We start from the raw sequence: 20574 nt of genomic DNA, 5'->3' as shown, positions 1-20574 counted from the left end.
TGAAATTATAATTTTTCGGTTGATTTGTTAGTAATCTTTTTGCACTTAGACTCTTGACAATGAGAAAGGTTCAATGACAAGAACAAAAAAATATCTCCATAAACGTCTGGGGATTCACTTATCGTTCAACGGATTCTTGTTGGTCGGGCTATCATCAATGTCTTGAACTTTCATGCTAAAACCGAATCTAACTCTCAGAAACAATTTTGGGTATCCCTGCCAACTAAAGTTAAAATTATGGAGAAACGAGCCATGAATTTCATAAGAAGCCTTTCCTGTTTTGGTGGCTCACTGACATCAACTCCGGATCAAACTCGATCAGGTACATCATCTGGTACCACTCTGGGTAGGAACGTTATTCAAGGTAACAAGAACAAGCCTTTAATGTTGCTCGATCTGCCCCCGGACATACAATCCGAAATTTCTACTTATTTGAAGGATTATGACGTTGCCAAATTAACACGGACACATTCCTACATTAACAACACACTCAAAAATGATACAGCAATGGCAAAGGCATGGTATCGCCAGTTTCCTTCATCCCATCAGGCTCTGCTGAAGAGAATCGTCGCTGCAAAAGATAAAAATCAACTTGAGGCTTGGTTGGGGCGCTTTACAAAAGACAAGGCATTAATCAAGTCAGTCATGGATCGCCAGAAGAGTATTTGTTTTCCTGCTGTGTTTTTTTCCACTCTCACTAAACTGATGTCTGAATGTAAAACATTTAAATTAGAGAGAAGAGCCACCCTCCCCGATAGTGCTGGTGTGAAATCGGCCAGTTTCAGCCCCGATGGTCGCCATGTGATCACCTGCAGTAGAGATAACAGGGTGAAAGTTTATGGCCGTAAGGACGATGGCTCATTGGAAAAAAAAGTTACTATCACTCACGAAGACACCGTCAACTCAGCCACCTTCAGCCCCGATAGTCGCCATGTGTTGACCATAAGTGACGATAAAACTGTGAAAATCTGTGGTCAGAAGGACGATGGATCATGGGAAGAAAAAATCACTATTTCCCATGAAGAAAGGGTCAGGTCAGCCAGCTTCAGCCCTGATAGCCGACAGATGGTGACTGCCAGTGATGATTGCAAGGCGATCATTTATGGCCCCAAAGACGATGGCTCATGGGAAGAAAAAGTCATTATTCAACACGATGATAAAGTCTTGTCAGCCAGCTTCAGCCCCGATAGCCGCCACCTGGTGACCCGCAGTGACGATGAGGAGGCGAAAATCTATTACCAGAAGGATGATGGGTCATGGGTAGAAAAATTCACTGTTTCCCACGACAACTATATCTTCTCAGCCAACTTCAGTGCCGATGGCCGCTATTTGGTGACTGCTGGTATCGATGACAGGGTGAAAATCCATGGCCTGGTGGCCGATGGTTCCTGGGAAAAAAAAATCGCCATCCGTAATAAAGGCATCAAATCAGCAACACTGAGCGCAGACAATCGCCATTTGGTGATCAACTGTCACGATGGCAGGGCGATAATCTATGGCCATAAGGAGGATGGATCATGGGAACGAAAAGGCTTCATTGCCCATAAACATGTCAATTCAGTCACCTTCAGCCCCGATAGCCGACATTTGCTGACCTACTGTAAAAATGGTAAGGCGAAAATTTATGGCCAGAAGGACAATGGATCCTGGGAAAAAAAAGCCGTCATTCGCGATAAAGATACTTTCTTCTCAGCCAAATTCAGCGCCGATAGCCGCCATGTAATCACCTGCAGTGAAGATAACACGGTGAAACTCTATGGCCGAAAGGTCAATGGATCGTGGAAAGAAAAAACCACCATTTCCCATGTTGGTCTTGTCACATCAGCAAGCTTTAGCGTCAATGGCCGCCACCTGGTTACTGTCAGTATCAATGGAACGGCGAAGATTTATGGCCAGGGGAACTATGGATCATGGCAAGAAAAAGGCATCATTCACCGTCGTGATCCGATCGGGGCAGCCACCTTCAGCATCGATGGCCATGTGTTGACCGCAAGTGACAGCGTACAAATCACTGAATTACAGATGAATAGCTAAATGTTTGCGAACACTCATTAGCTCAGAGCCACATTATTTTGCTGCAACACATGTTAAATGACACGGCAAAAATCACTGAACTTCAGATGAATAAATGATTGTTTGCTGTCACTGGTAAATTGCTCTATAGGTGACGACCATTATCGATCTCGGTATAAAAATCCATGGCCTGGAAGCCGGTGGAGCATGGGAACAAAAAGCCATCTTTTCCGATATGCATATCCTTTTCCAGGAAGGCGTTTTTATTGAGGCTGTGTTTTTCACTATAACCAGCAAAATCTTTGTTCAGCGTGCCAATCACGTCCCCTTCCTGAGTTAATTTCAGTGTGAGGATATCCCCGGAGTGACTGTCTTCCTCGGTATTTGCGCCCTTGCCTGTGCCTGTTATCTAAATATAGTGTTATATTTAGTCTAAATAATGATTTAATTTTAATCTAAATAAGGTGATTTTATGTTGCAGAGAGTGCTTTGTGGGTTCACGACTTCTATTAGTAAGTTCAAAACCAATCCGGGCAATGCCATAGCGGAAGCCCAGGGAGAGGCAATCGCAGTGACCTCGAATAATGAGGTTCAGTTCTATGCTGTACCGGCTGAGCTGTTTGAGGAAATGACCGCATTTTGCGAGTATGCTCAACATGGCACTTCTGAGTTGAGGAGTGTTCCTGGTCGTTTTACTACAACCGATGAGATGGTTGAGCAGATGACTGAAAAGCTGAGAACCAGGTCAGATGATGACTTGGGGGAATTTGTTGAATGCGAAAACAAAACATAAAAGCCAGCGATAACCAACTGATTTGAAATCCTGGAAGATGATCAGAATCATCGAGGAAAGACAGAAAGAAGGGATGGGAAAGGACGTTTTAATCCCTCCGAGGCTCAATTCGATCGATTGAGTGAAAAAACAAAAAAAAGTACTAACTACCAATAAAAAGTAGGGTTGTAATGGCTAAGTTGGAAAAAATTGCTGAAGGGTTTCGCGAAAAATTTTGAGAGGGAAGAACGACATTTTACAGGCTAGAGATTAAGTACCTGGCCAGTTGGTTTCGCATATTCTGGCAAGTGGATTTTTTCATCCTTCAAGGCGCAACGACGGGCGCGTAGCCATAGCTACGCAACCAGAGTTGGAACGCAGAAGGGTGGAAAAAGCCGCCGCCCAGAATATGCGAAACCAACTGGTTAGGTACTTAATGACTGATTGTTTGCCATCAATCCTGTGATTAGAAGTTGTCCAGAGAGCATGAGAACAATGTGAACTTTCACACTAAAACCGACTCTAAGCTGCAGAATCAATTTTGAATCTCCTTGACAACCAGGGATAAAAAAATAACCACGAAAAACGAATTATGGATTGCATAAATAACCATTCCGGTATTGGTGATAAACTTCCATCAAGACCAGATCAATCTCCACCAGAGACGCCAAGTGGTAGCACTGCGGGTAGGAAAGTCACTGTACACGACAAGAATGAGTTTTCATTATTGCTGTATTTGCCCCCGGGAATACAGTCCAAAATTTTCACCTATTTGCGAGTTCATGATATTACCCAATTAACACGGGCAAATTCACGCATTAACAACAGGCTCAAAAATGATGCAGCAATGGCGAGGGCATGGTATCGCCGGTTTGCTTCATCACACCAGACTCTTTTAAAGACAATCGTCGCTAAAAAAGATAAAGATGAACTCCAGAAATGGTTGCAGCGCTTTACAAAGGATGAGGCATTAGTCAAGTCAGTCACGGATCGCCAAGAAAGTATTTATTTTCCTGCGCTGTTCTTTTTCACTCTCACTAAACTGATGTCTCAATGCAAAACATTTAAATCAGAGACAGCCATCCTCCCCGGTAATAACAAGTTGTGCACGTCTACTATCAGCCCCGATGGCCGCCACGTGGTGACCGCCATTGACAATAAAACGCTAAAAATCTATGGCCAGAAGGACGATGGATCATGGAAAGAAAAAAGCACTGTCTCCCATAATAACAATGTATTCACAGTCACTTTCAGCCCCAATAGTTGCCATGTGGTGACCACCAGTGTTGGTGGTGAGGTGAAAATTTATGGTCAGAATAACGATGGCTCATGGGTAGAAAAAGCCACTGTTTCCCATGACAAATTTGTTTTCTCAGCTATCTTCAGCACCGATGGTCGCCATCTGGTGACCGCCAGTAGTGATAACAAGGCAAAAATTTATAGCCACAAGGACGATGGATCATGGTCAGAAAAAGCCACTATTCGCTACGATGAGCCAGTCATATCAGCCACCTTCAGCAATGATAACTGCCATGTGGTGACCACCAGTTTATTCGGCCAGTGGAAAATCTATAGCCAGCAGAACGATGGATCATGGACAGAAAAAGCCGTTAACCACGATGATTCAGTCAGATCAACCACCTTCAGCGCCGATGGCTGCTATTTGGTGACGACCACTATCCATCACGGTGCAAAAATCCATGGCCTGGAGGCCAATGGAGCATGGAAACAAAAAGCCATCTTTTCCGATATGCATAGGGTCAACTCAGCCATACTCAGCGACGATAGTCGCCATTTGGTGACCTCCAGTTACGATGGCAGGGCGATAATCTACAGCAAGAAAGACGATGGATTATGGAGAAAAAAAGCCATTATTTACCATGATCATCGTGTCGATTCAGCCACCTTCAGCCCCGATAGCCGCCATATGGTGACCGCCAGTTGGGATTGCACAGCGAAAATCTACGGCCTGAAGGGCAATGAATCATGGGAAGAAAAAGCCATCATTTCCCATAACAATTTTGTCTACTCAGCCACCTTCAGCCCCGATAGTCGCCATGTGATTACCCGCAGTCAAGATAACACGGTGAAAATCTATGACCAGAGTATCAATGGTTCCTGGGAAGAAAAAGCTACCATTTCCCATCTCGGGAGAGTCACATCAGCCACCTTTAGCATCGATAGCCGCCTTGTGATCACCGGCAGTGACGATGGCACGACAAAAATTTTTGGCCAGCAGAGTGATGGAACCTGGGAAGAAAAAGCCACCATTTCCCTCAATATTCCCATCGGATCAGCCACCTACAGCATCGATGGCCATGTGTTGACCGTCCATGGCTTTAACACAGTGAAAATCACTGAGCTACAGATGAATGACTCTTGATTAAATCGGCAGCGAGCGCAACACTCGCTGTTATGGACAAGGTTCAAGCTACCTTGTCAATGATAAATTCTGCATCAGGGTGCTCTTTGAGTAAGATACGCTTTTGCGTGTCAATGCTGGATTTTTGCTTTCCAGAACTCACTCTTGTATAGCATATCTTCCTCTGCTGGTTAATGAATATGCGGAAGTGACCACCACTGGTTTGCTTCACTTTTTCGTAGTGACCGCTTTCGATCTTGCGCCTTATAGTTTGGCTGGTTACGCCTTCAATCTTGGCTAGCTTTGTAGTTGAACCCCACAAGATAAATTCACCTTTTGACGATTTATCTTGTGTCTAGGAGCCTGACCGAGAATAGCGCCCGTAGCGAGGACGGCAGAAAATTGAGGATGAAAATTCGGTTTTGTGAGGAGAATAGCGAGCTATTTGACGAACAAAAGCGGATTTTCAGACCAATTTGCTGCCACCGCAGTAGGGCAGTCTATTCTCGGTCAGGCTCCTAGCAGCCTGTCGGACTTAAGACTGTCCTACTGCGGTTGCAATAAATTGGTCTAAAAATCTCTGTTTCTTCGTCAAATAGCTCGCTATTCTCCTCAGAAACAGAGATTTTTATCCTCAATTTCTTGCAATCCTCGCTACGGACACTTAAGTCCGACAGGCTGCTAGCGTAATTGATTTTGCGATTGTTGCAATTTTATTTGACTGTCACTCATTAGCCCAAACCCTCATATTCTTCTGCAACATCTGACCAATAAGCCAGATATATTCGATTCCATATGGCTGAGTACTTATTGATCATTTTTCCCGGATCAAAACCCTGCTTTTTTGTTAGTCAGGCTTACAACAATGTCTTGAACTCTCACAATAAAACCGACTCTAAATTGCACAGTCAATTTTAAATACCAACCCAATTTAAATAATAACTATGGGGAAACGAGCCATGAACTTCATAAAAAGCCTTTCCTGTTTTGGTGGCTCACTTTCATCAACAGCGGATCAGTCTCGATCAGAAAGAAGAAGTGGTACCGCCATGAATAGGAACGTCTTTATTCATAAAAGGAAAAAGCCTTCACCATTGCTCAGATTGCCCGAGGAACTTCAATCCAAAATCTGTACTTATTTGCAGGCTCATGATATTGCCAAATTAGCGCAGGTAAATTCACACATTAACATCACTATCAAAAATGCTGATTTAATAGCAAAGGCATGGTATCGCCAGTTTGCTTTATCACACCAGACGCTACTAAAGACACCCCTCACTTCAAAAGACAAAAATCAACTCGAGGGTTGGTTGAGGCGCTTTACAAAGGATGAGGCATTAATCAAATCAATCATGGATCGCCAAGAGAGCAAGTATTTTCCTGTTTTGTTCGTTTCCACTGTCACTAAACTGATGTCTGAATGTGAAATATTTAAATTAGAGACAAAAGCCACATTCCCCGCTTTTGGTAAATCGGACTTGTTTAAGTTCAGCCCCGATGGCCACCATGTCATAATCCCTATTGACAAAGGAAAAGTGAAAATCTTCGGCAAGAAGGACGGTGGATCATGGGAAGAAAAAATCACTATCTCTCATGATGACTGGGTCAGGTCGGTCACTTTCAGCGCCAATAGCCGCCATGTGGTGACCACAAGTGACGATAAAACCGCAAAAATTTATGACCTGAGTACCGATGGATCATGGGTAGAAAAAGCCACTATTTCCCATGTTAAATCTATCTTTGAAGCCACCTTCAGCCCCGCTGACCGCTATATCGTGACTGCCAGTAAAGATGGCAAGGCGAAAATTTATGGCAAGCAGGACGATGGTTCATGGGTAGAAAAAGCCATCATTTCCCATGACGACTTTGAAAACTCAGCCGAATTCAGCGCCGATGGCCTCTATGTGGTGGCCATTGAACATCGCAGAGCAATAATCTATGGCAAGCAGGACGATGGGTCATGGGTAAAAAAAGCTATTATTTCCCATTACAAACCTGTCAGGTCAGCCAAATTCAGCGCCGATAGCCGCCATCTGGTGACCTGCAGTAACGATGGCACCGTAGCAATCTGTGGCAAGAAGGACGATGGATCATGGCGGATAGAAATCATCTTGACCGTCCATGAAGATAACACGGCAAAAATAACTGAACTTCGTATGAATGAATGACTGATTGTTTGCTGTCACTCATTAGCCCGGGTCCACATTTTTCTTCTGCAATTCCTGCCCGGCAGCTTATACCAATCGTGCTTTCCCGTGTTGAGCGTGGAGATTTGAGCCTTATGACAAGGCGACAATCGCCAACCCAAAGCTGACGGGCGCACAGTATGTGCGTCCCTGTTGAGCGTGTTGTTAGGTGGCGTGGCTATTGGCGCGAGAGTAAGACTTGGAGCATTTCTTTGATAGCGGCAATATCAGAACCTTGCTGGTCAAAACGCTTATCTTGCTGGTCAAATCTCTGGTGCATCTCACCACGGATTTGACCAAGGCCGTCAATTACGTCAGCCAGGGTGTTACGGATATTATTAATCTCTGTCGTCTGAGGTTTGGGTTTGGGTTTGGGTTTCACACTCATCGGTTACTCCTTGATAAAATGTCGAAGAAGATCAGCATAGCAGAGACTGGCACAAAGACACCTAACACAGGATTAAGGCTCAGATCTTCAGCGCACCAGGGAGTTAGAAAGTTCGATTAGTATTAAGCCCCTTTGAGTTATCAGAAGCCGAGACAGCTCCGGGCTCTGAGTCGCCTTTGACTCCCTCTGAGACTTCTCCTGCTTCTTCAACCGGGCAAAGAAAAGCTTTATAGGTGGCCCTCACCATATGTTTGAACAAATCATTGTCAGGCAAATTAACTGGATAAAGCCTACCTCCCTCATTATTCAGGTAGCAGTTGATCACAGAAATAACGTGACTTTCCTGATCACTGGCATAAGCCATCACTTCGCCATCTTGATTCAGAAGAAAAACAAAGATCATATTGTCTTCTTTGATAAGAACAGCAAGGAAACAGCCTCCCTTAGGATTAGGAAGCGTCAGAACGTATTCATTCTTTTCCAAAGTCCGGATACTGTACCGTGGCCAAGTGTACGCTCTCATCCAGCCAAAAAAGATCAACCCTAACACGACATCCTGTCGAATGGCAGACTGTGCCTGAGTTAATAGCTGCCGAAATTTATCTATCCTGCTATCATCTGGATCGTCGGGGACGAACGTGTCCATGTTGCTTTCAAAATAACAGTCATTGAAGGATGTAGTTGTTGTGACTGGTTGCTCGCCGGCAGGTTCGTCAACCACTGAAGTCTGCTGCTGGACAAGGCTAGAATCGTCCTGCTGATTAACCCGTTCACAATCAGACTGATTTCCCCCATCTGGAGCAGGTGCAATAACCACTTCATTAAAAAAGCCACTCGTGGAAGACTCTAACAAAGCCATTTTGCTTGTTGAAGGTCCATCAAAAGCAACAGCCTTTATTCTGGGACCCAGCTTCAGACTGGAAGCCGGTGGTAGCTCTTCACACTGGCAAGTATTCTCAGTGGATAAATACACCATTTTGGGCTTGGGGTCCTTACCTCTGGAACTTGGGGTATTAGCCGCCAGCCCTCTTTTTCTTATTCTTGCCTGGGCGATCTCCCTTTTTTCCCTGAACTGCCTGTGACATCGATAACATCGACAATCACAGTCATCGAGATGACGGTTACACTGCTTACACCTTTGACGACCCGATTCATCCGTTACTATTTTATCTTTCCCGTCGCCGTTACATCCGTGACTGTAGAAGACTCCAGGCAACAAAAATACAAACAACAGCACACTCAAACCCGATCTAAGCATAAACCCTCCTGAACCAAACCGTTCAGGCAGACTAGTTAATTAATTCAGATTCGTCATCTTGAATGCCATTGCTTTTAGCCTTTCTGTAGCCGGAACTGTTCAATAAAGAACCCTGACCCGATTCCCCTCTGAATCACGCTCTGTAATATCTCTGTTGGTCGCTTTCCAGCGTCCTCCCTCATAAGGGAATTTTGTTCCTTTCCACCATCACCAAACTGATGTCTGAATGTAAAACGTTTGAATCAGAGGCAAAAGTCACCCTCCCCCTTAGAGGCTGTCGCAAAAGCCCAACAACTCGTTCCCACGCTCTGCGTGGGAATGCATACCTCTCCTGAAAAGCGGACTCTGCAGCTCGAGATAAGTATGGATTCCCACGCTGGGACCCACAGGGCCTAAAAGCATGGGAACCAGAGTTTTGCGACAGCCTCCTTAATGCTGGGTTAGACTTCTGAGCCTTAAGACAGGGCGACAATCGCCAACGCAGGATTAAGTACCTAACCAGTTGGTTTCGCATATTCTGGACGGCGGCTTTTTCCATCCTTCTGCGTTCCAACTCTGCTTGCGTAGCTATGGCTACGCGCCCGTCGTTGCGCCTTGAAGGATGAAAAAATCCACTCACCAGAATATGCGAAACCAACTGGCCAGGTACTTAAGGCTCAAATTTTCAGCGCACCAGGGAGTTAGAAAGTTCGATGGGTATTAGCCCCGTTGAGTTATCAGAAGCCAAAACAACTCCAGGCTCTGAGTCGCCTTTGACTCCCTCTGAGACTTCTCCTGCTTTTTCATCAATGTAACGAAAAGCTTTAAAGGTGGCCCTCACCATATGTTTGAACAAATCATTGTCAGGCAAATCAACTGGATAAAGCTTACCTCTCTCCTTATTCAGATAGCAGTTGATCGCAAAAATAACGTGACTTTCTTCATTACTGGCATAGCCCATCACTTCGTCATCTTGATTCAGAAGAAAAACAAAGATCATATTGTCTTCTTTGATAAGAACAGCAAGGAAAAAGCCTCCCTGAGGATTAGGAAGCGTCAGAACGTATTCATTCTCTTCCAAAGTCCGGATATTGCGCCGGGGCCAAGTGTACTCTCTCATCCAGCCAAAAAGGATCAACCCTAACACGACATTCTGTCGAATGGCAGACTGTACCTGAGTTAATAGCTGCCGAAATTGATGTACCTTGCTATCTGGATCGTCGAAGACGAACGCTTCCATGCTGCTTTCCAAATAACAGTCATTGAAGGATGAAGTTGTTGTGTCTGGTTGCTCGTTGGCAGGTTCATCAACCAATGAAGTCTGCTGCTGGACAAGGCTAAAATCATACTGCTGATTAACCCATTCATAATCAAACTGATTTCTCCCATCTGGAGCAGGCGCAATAAGCACTTCATTGAAAAAGCCACTCGCGGACGACTCTAACAAAGCCATTTTGCTTGTTGAAGGTCCATCAAAAGCAACAGACTTTATCCTGGGACCCAGCTTCAGACTGGAAGCGGGTGGTAGCTCTTCACACTGGCAAGTATTCTCAGTGGATAAATACACCACTTTGGGCTTGGGGTCCTTACCTCTGGAACTTGGGGTATTAGCCGTCTGCCCTCTTTTTCTTATTCTTGCCTGGGCGATTTCCCTTTTTTCCCTGAACTGCCTGTGACATCGATAACATCGACAATCGCAGTCATCAAGATTACGGTCACACTGCTTACACCTTTGACGACCCGATTCATCCGTTACTATTTTATCTTTCCCGTGGCCGTTACATCCATGACTATAGAAGACTCCAGACAACAAAAATACAAACAACAGCACACTCAAACCCGCTCTGAGCATAAACCCTCCTGAACCAGACCGTTCAGGCAGACTAGTTAATTAACTGAGATTCGTCATGGTGAATTCCATTGCTTTTAGCCTTTCTGTAGCCGGAACTGTTCAATAAAGAACCCCGACCCGATTCCCTCTGAATCACGCTCTGCAACATCTTTGTTGGTCGCATTCCAGCGTCCTCCCTCATAAGGGAATTTTGTTCCTTTCCGCCATCACCAAACTGATGTTTGAATGTAAAACGTTTGAATTAGAGGCAAAAGTCACCCTCCCGCTTGATGCTGGGTTAGACTTCTGTAAATTCAGCCCCGATGACCACCATGTGATGATCCCTGATGACAATATCTGGTTCGTACAAGCCAGATTTACGAGTTTCCAGTTAAACGCTATTTTTTTCGAAACATGAATCAATGAACTCTGAGGTCGTCTAATGAAGAATTATCTCTTTGTAATAATGCTCGGATATGCATGTGTTTTCTCGGACATTGTTCATTCCAATGACCACTCCGATCAGGAGTACTATAGCTATATTTGGGGTTCATATAACGCTGATGGTTTTGTGGCAAATATAATTGCATTGTACGGAACTGGACTTGTAGTTATTGCGATAACCCCAGTCATATGCGTAAGTGCTCTTGCGGGATGTTGTTTTTGCTCTGGTTCACTTCATGTCAGAGCGTTGAAAGGCGCTGCAATACCGGGAGCCCTCGCAGCATTGGTATATTCAGCCTTGGGGGCTGACGCGTGGTATAACTGGCGTATGGGTAATGTAGTCGGGGGGTCTGGGCCGTGAAATTCTATGGCAAGAAGGACGGTGGATTATGGTAAGAAAAAGCCACTATTTGCCATGATAAATACACCCTGGTTCCCATGCTTTCAGGCCCTGTGGGTCCCAGCGTGGGAACGAGTTGATACTGTGCAAATCACTCAACTAAAGATGAAAGACAAAAACCCGCTTGCTACTGATTGATCACTTTCCCGGATCAAAGCCCCGTTTTCTTGTTGGTTACGATTAGATCAATCTTTTGAACTTTCACACTAAAACCGAGTCCAAGCTGCAGAATCAATTTTGAATATCCTTGCCTGCCGGGGATAAATAATAGCAGCGGAAAAACAAACTATGGATTGCATAAATAGCAATGCTCGCACTGGTGGTCCACTTTCATCAACAACAGATGAATCTCGACCAGGAACGCCAAGTGGTATCTCTGCGGGCAGAGACCTCATTGAATGTGACAAGAATGAGTTTTCATTATTGCTCGATTTGCCCGAGAATATACAATCCAAAATTTTCACTTATTTGCAGGTTCGTGATATTACCCAGTTAACACGGGCTAATTCAAACATTAACAACAGGCTCAAAAATGATGATGCCATGGCAAGGGCATGGTATCGCCAGTTTGCTTCATCACACCAGGCTCTGCTGGAGACAATTGTCGCGACAAAAGATAAACAGGAACTCCAGAAATGGTTGCTGCGTTTTACAAAGGATGGGGCTTTAGTCAAGTCAATCATGGATCGCCAAACGAGTGTTTATTTTCCTGCTCTGTTCTTTTTCACTCTCAACAAACTGATGTCTGAATGTAAAACATTTAAATTAGAGACAAAAGCCAGCCTTCCCTGTCATGGCAGGACAAACTCCGCTACCTTCAGTGCCGATGGCCGTCATCTGCTGAGCGTCAGGAATGATAAAAAAACGGTGGATATTTATGGCCACAAGAACGATGGATCATGGGAAACAAAAGGCACTATCTCCCATTATATGAGTGTCGTATCGATCACCTTCAGTGCCAATAGCCACTATGCAGTCACCACTGGAATGGATGGCAAGGCGAAAATTTATGGCAAGAAGGACGAACGATCATGGGAAGAAAAAGCCACTGTTTCCCATGATCAGTGGGTCATATCAGCCACCTTCAGCACCGATAGCCGCCATGTGGCGACCTGTAGTAATGACGGCAGGGCGAAAATCTACGGCAGAAAGGACGAACGATCTTGGGAAGAGAAGGTCACTATTTGCCATGATAAATTCGTCAACTCAGCCACCTTCAGCGTCGATGGTCGCTATGTAGTGACCACCAGTGGAGATCACAGGGCGAAAATCTATGGCCAGAGGGACGATGGGTCATGGGTAGAAAAAGCCACTATTTTCCATGACAACCGAGTCTGCTCAGCCACCTTCAGCCCCGATGGTCGTTATCTGGTGACCACCAGTTTTGATGGCAAAGTGAAAATTTGCGGTCAGGAGGACGATGGGTCATGGCTGGAAAAAACCATTATTTCCTATGACGACTTTGTTGACTCAGCCCCCTTCAGCTCCACCTTCAGCTCCGATAGTCGCCATCTGGTGACCATCGCAGGTAGCAAGGCAAGTATTTATAGCCTGGAGGCCGATGGATCATGGGAAGAAAAAGTCACTATTTCCCATGATAAGTGGATCAACTCAGCCACCTTCAGCTCCGATAGCCGCCATATGGTGATCGCCAGTGATGATGGCAGAGCGATAATCTATGGCCAGAACCAAGAAGGATCATGGGAAGAAAAAGTCACCATTTCCCATAACCTGAGTGTCTGCTCAGCGACATTCAGCGCCAATGGCCGCCATGTGGTGACCGCCAGTTTAGATCGCAAAGCGAAAATCTATGGCCAGAAGGACGATGGATCATGGGAAGAAAAAGCCATCATTTCCCATGACGGTTTTGTCGACTCAGCCATATTCAGCCCCGATAGCCGCCATGTGATCACCCTCGGTCAGGATAACACGGTGAAAATCTATGGTCGGAAGATCGATGGATACTGGGGAGAAAAAGCGACCATATCCCACCTTAGGAAAGTTAATTCAGCAACCTTTAGCATCGATGGCCACCATGTGATCACCGCCAGTGCCGATGGAACCGCGAGAATTTATGGTCGGCAGAGTGATGGTTCCTGGGAACAAAAAGCCATCATTTCCCATCATAGTGCGATCGTGTCAGCCAGCTTCAGCACCGGTGGCCATGTGTTGACCATTCATGGCAACAATACTGTGCAAATCACTCAACTAAAGATGAAAGACACAAACCCATTTTCTACTGATTGATCATTTCCCCGGATCAAAGCCCCGTTTTCCTGGTTGGTTACGATTAGATCAATCTTTTGAACTTTCACACTAAAACCGACTCTAAGCTGCACAATCAATTTTGAATATCCTTGCCTGCCGAGGATAAATAATTGCAGCGGAAAAACAAACTATGTATCGCATAAATAGCAATGCCTGTATGGGTGGTTCATCTTTATCAACAACAGATGAATCTCGACCAGGAACGCCAAGTGGTAACTCTGCAAGCAGAGACGTCATTGAATGTGACAAGAATGAGTTTTCATTATTGCTCCATTTGCCCCCGGGAATAGAATCCAGAATTTTTACCTATTTGCGGGCTCATGATATTACCCAGTTAACACGGGTAAATTTACACATTAACAACGGGCTCAAAAATGATGCTGCAATAGCAAGGGCATGGTATCGCCAGTTTGCCTCATCGCACCAGGCTCTGCTAAAGACAATCGTTACTACAAAAGATAAAGATGAACTCCAGAAATGGTTAAAGCGTTTCACAGAGGATGAGGCATTAATCAAGTCAATCATGGATCGCCAGGCAAGTATTCACTTTCCTGCTTTGTTCTTTTCCACTCTCACCAAACTGATGTCTGAATGTAAAACATTTAAATTAGAGACAAAAGCCAGCCTCCCCTGTAATGGTGGGACCGATTCCTCTACCCTCAGTGCCGATGGCTGCTACCTGGTGAACACCATGTATAAAACGGTGGAAATCTATGGCCGGGAGAGCGATGGATCCTGGGAAGCAAAAGGTACTATTAGCCACTGTGGCCAAGTCATGTCAGTCACCTTCAGTACCGATAGTCGTTATGTGCTGACTGCCACCGATGAGGGCGAGGCGAAAATCTATGGCAGGAAGGACGAACGATCATGGGAAGAAAAAGCCACTATTTCCCATGATGATTGGGTCACATCAGCTACCTTCAGTACCGATGGCCGCTGTGTGGTGACCGCCAGCGCAGATGGCAGGGCGAAAATTTATGGTCAGAGGGATGATGAGACATGGGCAGAAAAAGCCATCATTCGCCACGATTATTTAGTCACTACGGCCACCTTCAGCGCTGATGGTCGCTATGTGGTGACCGCCAGCATGGACAACAAAGCGAAAATCTATGGCATCAAGAATGATGGTTCGTGGGAAGAAAAGGCCATTATTACCCACGAAGACTCTGTTGAATCAGCCATCTTCAGTGCCGATGGTCGCTATGTGGTGACGACCAGTGAAGATCACAAGGTAAAAATCTATGGTCTGGAGGCCGATGGATCATGGGAAGAAAAAGCTATCATTACCCACAATGGAGAGGTCAACTCAGCCACATTCAGCTCCGATAGCCGCTATTTGGTGACCGCCGGAGATGATGGCAGGGCAGTAATCTATGGCCTGAATAAAGACGGATCATGGACAGAAAAAACCACCATTTCTCATGATGGTTGGGTCTACTCAGCCCTCTTCAGCCCCGATAGCCGCCAGGTGGTGACCTGCAGTGAAGATTCCACGGCGAAAATCTATGACTTGAAGGACGATGGATCATGGGAAGAAAAAGCCATCCTTCCCCATGAGGATAAGGTCTACTCAGCCACATTCAGCCCCGATAGCCGCTATGTGGTCACCCACGATGAAGATTACACGGCGAAAATCTATGGCCAGAAGCTCAATGGATCCTGGGAAGAAAAAACCACCATTTCCCATGATGGGAGTATTATGTTAACAACTTTTAGCGTCGATGGCCGCCACGTGATCACCGCCAGTGGAGATGGCACGGCGAGAATTTATGGCCAGACAAGCGATGGGGCATGGCAAGAAAAAGCCATCATTTCCCATAATGCCGGGATCCTGTCAGCCACCTTCAGCGCCGATAATCTGGTGTTGACCATCCATCCCGATGGAATGATGAAAATCACTGAACTGCAGATGAATAATCAACAGCTGTCACTCATTATCCCAGATCCACATTATTCTTCTGCAACTCCTGCCCAGCAGGATAGACCCCTGCTTCAAGTTGGATGTTGCCTCTTTTGATTCATGACGCTCAATAACTGAGAGCATTTAGCAAGAGGCTGTTATGGCTCACTATTCCAAAGAAATGAAAGAGCCCGTTATCCAGAAACGGGAAGATCAGCGTCAATAGGCAGACCGGACAATGCCTGCCAGCCAACTAACCGAAATTGAACAAATATCGTGAACTTTCACACTGAAACCCACTCTAAGCTGCAGAATCAATTTTAAATATCCTTGCCAACCAGGGATAAATAACAACCATGGAAAACGAACTATGGATTGCTCAAATAGCAGCTCCTGCAATATTACCCCACGCTCAACACCACCACGTCAGTCACCATCTGATACACCAAGTGGTACCACTATGGGCAAGAACGTCATTGTACGTCACAAGAATGAGTTTTCATTATTGCTCGATTTGCCAGAGAATATACAATCCAAAATTTTCACTTATTTGCAGGTTCGTGATATTGCCCTGTTAACACGGGCAAATTCAAACATTAACAACAGGCTCAAAAATGATGATGCCATGGCAAGGGCATGGTATCGCCAGTTTGCTTCATCACACCAGGCTCTGCTGGAGACAATTGTCGCGACAAAAGATAAACAGGAACTCCAGAAATGGTTGCTGCGTTTTACAAAGGATGGGGCTTTAGTCAAGTCAATCATGGATCGCCAAACGAGTGTTTATTTTCCTGCTCTGTTCTTTTTCACTCTCAACAAACTGATGTCTGAATGTAAAACATTTAAATTAGAGACAAAAGCCAGCCTTCCCTGTCATGGCAGGACAAACTCCGCTACCTTCAGTGCCGATGGCCGTCATCTGCTGAGCGTCAGGAATGATAAAAAAACGGTGGATATTTATGGCCACAAGAACGATGGATCATGGGAAACAAAAGGCACTATCTCCCATTATATGAGTGTCGTATCGATCACCTTCAGTGCCAATAGCCACTATGCAGTCACCACTGGAATGGATGGCAAGGCGAAAATTTATGGCAAGAAGGACGAACGATCATGGGAAGAAAAAGCCACTGTTTCCCATGATCAGTGGGTCATATCAGCCACCTTCAGCACCGATAGCCGCCATGTGGCGACCTGTAGTAATGACGGCAGGGCGAAAATCTACGGCAGAAAGGACGAACGATCTTGGGAAGAGAAGGCCACTATTTGCCATGATAAATTCGTCAACTCAGCCACCTTCAGCGTCGATGGTCGCTATGTAGTGACCACCAGTGGAGATCACAGGGCGAAAATCTATGGCCAGAGGGACGATGGGTCATGGGTAGAAAAAGCCACTATTTTCCATGACAACCGAGTCTGCTCAGCCACCTTCAGCCCCGATGGTCGTTATCTGGTGACCACCAGTTTTGATGGCAAAGTGAAAATTTGCGATCAGGAGGACGATGGGTCATGGCTGGAAAAAACCATTATTTCCTATGACGACTTTGTTGACTCAGCCCCCTTCAGCTCCACCTTCAGCTCCGATAGTCGCCATCTGGTGACCATCGCAGGTAGCAAGGCAAGTATTTATAGCCTGGAGGCCGATGGATCATGGGAAGAAAAAGTCACTATTTCCCATGATAAGTGGATCAACTCAGCCACCTTCAGCTCCGATAGCCGCCATATGGTAATCGCCAGTGATGATGGCAGAGCGATAATCTATGGCCAGAACCAAGAAGGATCATGGGAAGAAAAAGTCACCATTTCCCATAACCTGAGTGTCTGCTCAGCGACATTCAGCGCCGATGGCCGCCATGTGGTGACCGCCAGTTTAGATCGCAAAGCGAAAATCTATGGCCAGAAGGACGATGGATCATGGGAAGAAAAAGCCATCATTTCCCATGACGGTTTTGTCGACTCAGCCATATTCAGCCCCGATAGCCGCCATGTGATCACCCTCGGTCAGGATAACACGGTGAAAATCTATGGTCGGAAGATCGATGGATGCTGGGGAGAAAAAGCGACCATATCCCACCTTAGGAAAGTTAATTCAGCAACCTTTAGCATCGATGGCCACCATGTGATCACCGCCAGTGCCGATGGAACCGCGAGAATTTATGGTCGGCAGAGTGATGGTTCCTGGGAACAAAAAGCCATCATTTCCCATCATAGTGCGATCGTGTCAGCCAGCTTCAGCACCGGTGGCCATGTGTTGACCATTCATGGCGATAACACGCTGAAAATCACTGAACTGCAGATGAATAAATGACTGATTGCTGTCAACCCTGTGGTGAGAAGTTGTCGTATAATGCCAACAACTCGTTCCCACGCGAAGCGAGGCTGCCGCAAAACTCTGGTTCCTATGCTTTCAGGCCCTGTGGGTCCCTGCGTGGGAACTGAAGTCGTCATTCCCGCGAAGGCGGGAATCCAGCGCCAACGGTGGATCTCTGCCTTCTCGGGGATGACAAGGCCAGGGGGACACCGGGCAGTATGGTTCTGGTGGAGAGTCAGTGTGGATTCCCGCCTTCGCGGGAATGACGAGAATGAAGCCGGGAATGGCGAGAATGAAGCCGGCAATGACGGGAGTCAACGCGTTCCCACGCCGGAGAGAGTTTTGCGACACCCTCAGAGCGTGGGAACGAGTTGTTAAAGGCAGACCCCCCCTTTCTAATTGTTGATCATTTTCCCGAATCGAAGTCTTGTTTTCTTGTTAGTCAGGCTTACATCAATGCCTTGAACTTTCATACTAAATCCGACTCTAAGTAGCACAATCGATTTTAAATACCCCCACAAACCAAATTTAAATAATAACCATGGAGAAACGAGCCATGAATTTCATAAAAAGCCTTTCCTGTTTTTGTGGTTCACTTTCATCAACAGCGAACCCATCCCGATCAGAAAGAGCAAGTGGTACCGCTAAGGGTAGGAAGATCATCGTACGTAACAAGAAAAAGCCTTCACCATTGCTCAGTTTGCCCGAGGAAATGCAATCCGAAATTTTTACTTATTTGAAGGCCCACGATATTGCCAAATTGGCACAGGTAAATTCATACATTAACGACACTCTCAAAAATGATACTGCAATAGCAAGGGCGTGGTTTCGCCGGTTTCCTTCATCACACCAGACGCTATTAAAGACAATCGTCACTGAAAAAAATAAAAATCAACTCGAGGGTTGGTTGACGTGCTTTACCAAGGATAAGGCATTAATCAAGTCAGTCATGGATCGCCAACCGAGTATTTATTTTCCTGCTCTGTTCTTGTGCACTCTCACTAAACTGATGTCTCAATGTAAAAAATTTAACCTGGAAACCAAAGCCACCTTCTCTGGTAGCGATGCCGCCTTCAGCCCCGATGACCACCATATGATGATCGCCATTGACAATGAAACGTTGAAAATCTATCGCCAGGAGGACAATGGATCATGGACAGAAAAAGCCACTGTTTCCCATGATGACGGGGTCAAATCCGCCACCTTCAGCCCCGATGGTCGCTATGCAATAACCGCCAGTAAAGATGGCGCGGCGAAAATTTATGGCCAGCAGGCCGATGGATCATGGGTAGAAAAAGCCACTATTTCCCATGACGACTGTGTCAACTCAGCCACCTTCAGCGCCGATGGCCGCTGTGTCGTGACTGCCAGTAAAGATGGCAAGGCGAAAATTTACAGCAAACAGGACGATGGTTCATGGGTAGAAAAAGCCACTATTTCCCATGACGGCTGTGTCGACTCAGCCACCTTCAGCGCCGATAACCGCCATGTGGTGACCGCCAGCGTAGATGGCAAGGCAAAAATCTATGGCAAGCAGGACGATGGGTCATGGGTAGAAAAAGCCATCATTTCCCATGATAATCGTGTCAAGTCAGCCGACTTCAGCACCGATGGCCACTATGTGCTGACAGTCAGCACTGATCAGGAGCTGAAAATCCATCGCCTGAAGGCCGATGGATCATGGGAACAAATAACGATTATTCATATGAATAATGTCAATTCAGCCCTATTCAGCGACGATAACCGCCACTTGGTGATCTCCAGTGACGATGGTACGGCGACAATCTACGGCAAGAAGGACAATGGATCATGGAGAGTAAGAACCATCATTTCCCATGGTGATAGTGTCAGCTCAGCCACTTTCAGCCCCGATAGCCGCCATCTTGTAACCTGCAGTCGCGATGGCGAAGCGAAAATCTATAGCCAGAAGGCCATCAATGGATCATGGAAAAGAGAAGCCATCATTGCCAATATCGATAAGGCCTTCCCAGTTATATTCAGCCCCGATAGCCGCCATCTAATCATCTGCAGTAGAAATAATGACAGGATGAGAATCTATGGCCAGAAGGTCAATGGATCCTGGGAAGAAAAAGCCATCATTTCCCATAATCAGTATGTTAATTCATTCGGCTTTAGTGACGATGGCCGCCATGTGCTTACCTCCGGTTCTTATGGCAAGGCGAAAATTTATGGCCAGTTAAGCGACGGATCATGGAAAGAAAAAGCCACCATTTCTGATCAAAGTGGGATCGTATCAGCCACCATCAACGCCGATGGCCATGTGCTGACCATCCATGGCAACAATACTGTGCAAATCACTCAACTAAAGATGAAAGACAAAAACCCATTTTCTACTGATTGATCATTTCCCCGGATCAAAGCCCCGTTTTCCTGGTTGGTTACGATTAGATCAATCTTTTGAACTTTCACACTAAAACCGACTCTAAGCTGCACAATCAATT

Annotated in this window: 14 protein-coding genes; 8 read left to right on the top strand and 6 right to left on the bottom strand. The window is 45.8% G+C overall.

Features of this window, described 5'->3' with window-relative positions:
• Window positions 1-252 precede the first annotated feature (252 nt).
• A complete protein-coding gene (locus ACOJUO_RS13475; protein ID WP_422137215.1) occupies window positions 253-2034 on the top strand; it encodes a WD40 repeat domain-containing protein in 1782 nt (593 codons plus the stop codon).
• A gap of 124 nt (window positions 2035-2158) precedes the next feature.
• Here ACOJUO_RS13475 and ACOJUO_RS13470 read toward each other — a convergent pair whose 3' ends face one another.
• Entirely contained in the window at window positions 2159-2335 is a 177-nt protein-coding gene (locus tag ACOJUO_RS13470) for a hypothetical protein (protein ID WP_422137214.1), read from the bottom strand.
• A 150-nt stretch (window positions 2336-2485) separates the two neighbouring features.
• Between ACOJUO_RS13470 and ACOJUO_RS13465 the strand changes: the two genes are divergently transcribed.
• Together ACOJUO_RS13465 and ACOJUO_RS13460 are read left to right on the top strand one after the other, a co-directional pair.
• On the top strand, window positions 2486-2806 hold the full coding sequence (locus ACOJUO_RS13465; protein WP_422132528.1) for a hypothetical protein: 321 nt from the start codon (window positions 2486-2488) through the stop codon (window positions 2804-2806).
• Window positions 2807-3377: 571 nt separating this feature from the next.
• Window positions 3378-5168 carry a WD40 repeat domain-containing protein gene (locus tag ACOJUO_RS13460; protein ID WP_422137213.1) on the top strand — a complete coding sequence of 597 codons (1791 nt, stop codon included), beginning with the start codon at window positions 3378-3380 and terminating at the stop codon, window positions 5166-5168.
• Between the two features lie 43 nt (window positions 5169-5211).
• Here ACOJUO_RS13460 and ACOJUO_RS13455 read toward each other — a convergent pair whose 3' ends face one another.
• Complete coding sequence (locus ACOJUO_RS13455; protein WP_422137212.1) at window positions 5212-5469, bottom strand: hypothetical protein; 258 nt, start codon at window positions 5467-5469, stop codon at window positions 5212-5214.
• Window positions 5470-6106: 637 nt separating this feature from the next.
• Between ACOJUO_RS13455 and ACOJUO_RS13450 the strand changes: the two genes are divergently transcribed.
• Window positions 6107-7315 carry an F-box/WD repeat-containing protein gene (locus ACOJUO_RS13450; protein ID WP_422137211.1) on the top strand — a complete coding sequence of 403 codons (1209 nt, stop codon included), beginning with the start codon at window positions 6107-6109 and terminating at the stop codon, window positions 7313-7315.
• 196 nt (window positions 7316-7511) lie between these two features.
• On the opposite strand, the gene ACOJUO_RS13445 is transcribed toward ACOJUO_RS13450, so the two are convergent.
• From ACOJUO_RS13445 to ACOJUO_RS13435, 3 genes are all read right to left on the bottom strand, one after another.
• On the bottom strand, window positions 7512-7721 hold the full coding sequence (locus ACOJUO_RS13445) for a hypothetical protein (protein ID WP_422137210.1): 210 nt from the start codon (window positions 7719-7721) through the stop codon (window positions 7512-7514).
• Between the two features lie 103 nt (window positions 7722-7824).
• The gene (locus ACOJUO_RS13440) at window positions 7825-8979 is read right to left on the bottom strand and encodes a hypothetical protein (protein WP_422132524.1); all 1155 of its coding nucleotides are present in this window, start codon (window positions 8977-8979) and stop codon (window positions 7825-7827) included.
• 664 nt (window positions 8980-9643) lie between these two features.
• On the bottom strand, window positions 9644-10810 hold the full coding sequence (locus ACOJUO_RS13435) for a hypothetical protein (RefSeq protein ID WP_422137209.1): 1167 nt from the start codon (window positions 10808-10810) through the stop codon (window positions 9644-9646).
• Window positions 10811-11921: 1111 nt separating this feature from the next.
• On the opposite strand from ACOJUO_RS13435, the gene ACOJUO_RS13430 reads away from it, so the two are divergent.
• The 3 genes from ACOJUO_RS13430 (at window position 11922) to ACOJUO_RS13420 (ending at window position 18109) form a co-directional block, all read left to right on the top strand.
• Window positions 11922-13880 carry a WD40 repeat domain-containing protein gene (locus ACOJUO_RS13430; RefSeq protein ID WP_422137208.1) on the top strand — a complete coding sequence of 653 codons (1959 nt, stop codon included), beginning with the start codon at window positions 11922-11924 and terminating at the stop codon, window positions 13878-13880.
• Window positions 13881-14031: 151 nt separating this feature from the next.
• The gene (locus tag ACOJUO_RS13425; protein WP_422137207.1) at window positions 14032-15918 is read left to right on the top strand and encodes a WD40 repeat domain-containing protein; all 1887 of its coding nucleotides are present in this window, start codon (window positions 14032-14034) and stop codon (window positions 15916-15918) included.
• A gap of 253 nt (window positions 15919-16171) precedes the next feature.
• Entirely contained in the window at window positions 16172-18109 is a 1938-nt protein-coding gene (locus ACOJUO_RS13420) for a WD40 repeat domain-containing protein (protein ID WP_422137206.1), read from the top strand.
• Between the two features lie 99 nt (window positions 18110-18208).
• Here the strand turns inward: ACOJUO_RS13420 and ACOJUO_RS13415 are convergent, their stop codons facing one another.
• Entirely contained in the window at window positions 18209-18430 is a 222-nt protein-coding gene (locus tag ACOJUO_RS13415) for a hypothetical protein (protein ID WP_422137205.1), read from the bottom strand.
• Window positions 18431-18668: 238 nt separating this feature from the next.
• Here ACOJUO_RS13415 and ACOJUO_RS13410 point away from each other — a divergent pair, with 238 nt between their 5' ends.
• A complete protein-coding gene (locus tag ACOJUO_RS13410) occupies window positions 18669-20474 on the top strand; it encodes an F-box/WD repeat-containing protein (RefSeq protein ID WP_422137204.1) in 1806 nt (601 codons plus the stop codon).
• Window positions 20475-20574: the final 100 nt, after the last annotated feature.

Origin of the sequence: Endozoicomonas sp. ALC020, from assembly GCF_049275935.1 — a bacterium.
Classification (GTDB): Bacteria; Pseudomonadota; Gammaproteobacteria; order Pseudomonadales; family Endozoicomonadaceae; genus Endozoicomonas_A.
This window is presented reverse-complemented; position numbering and strand designations above follow the sequence as displayed.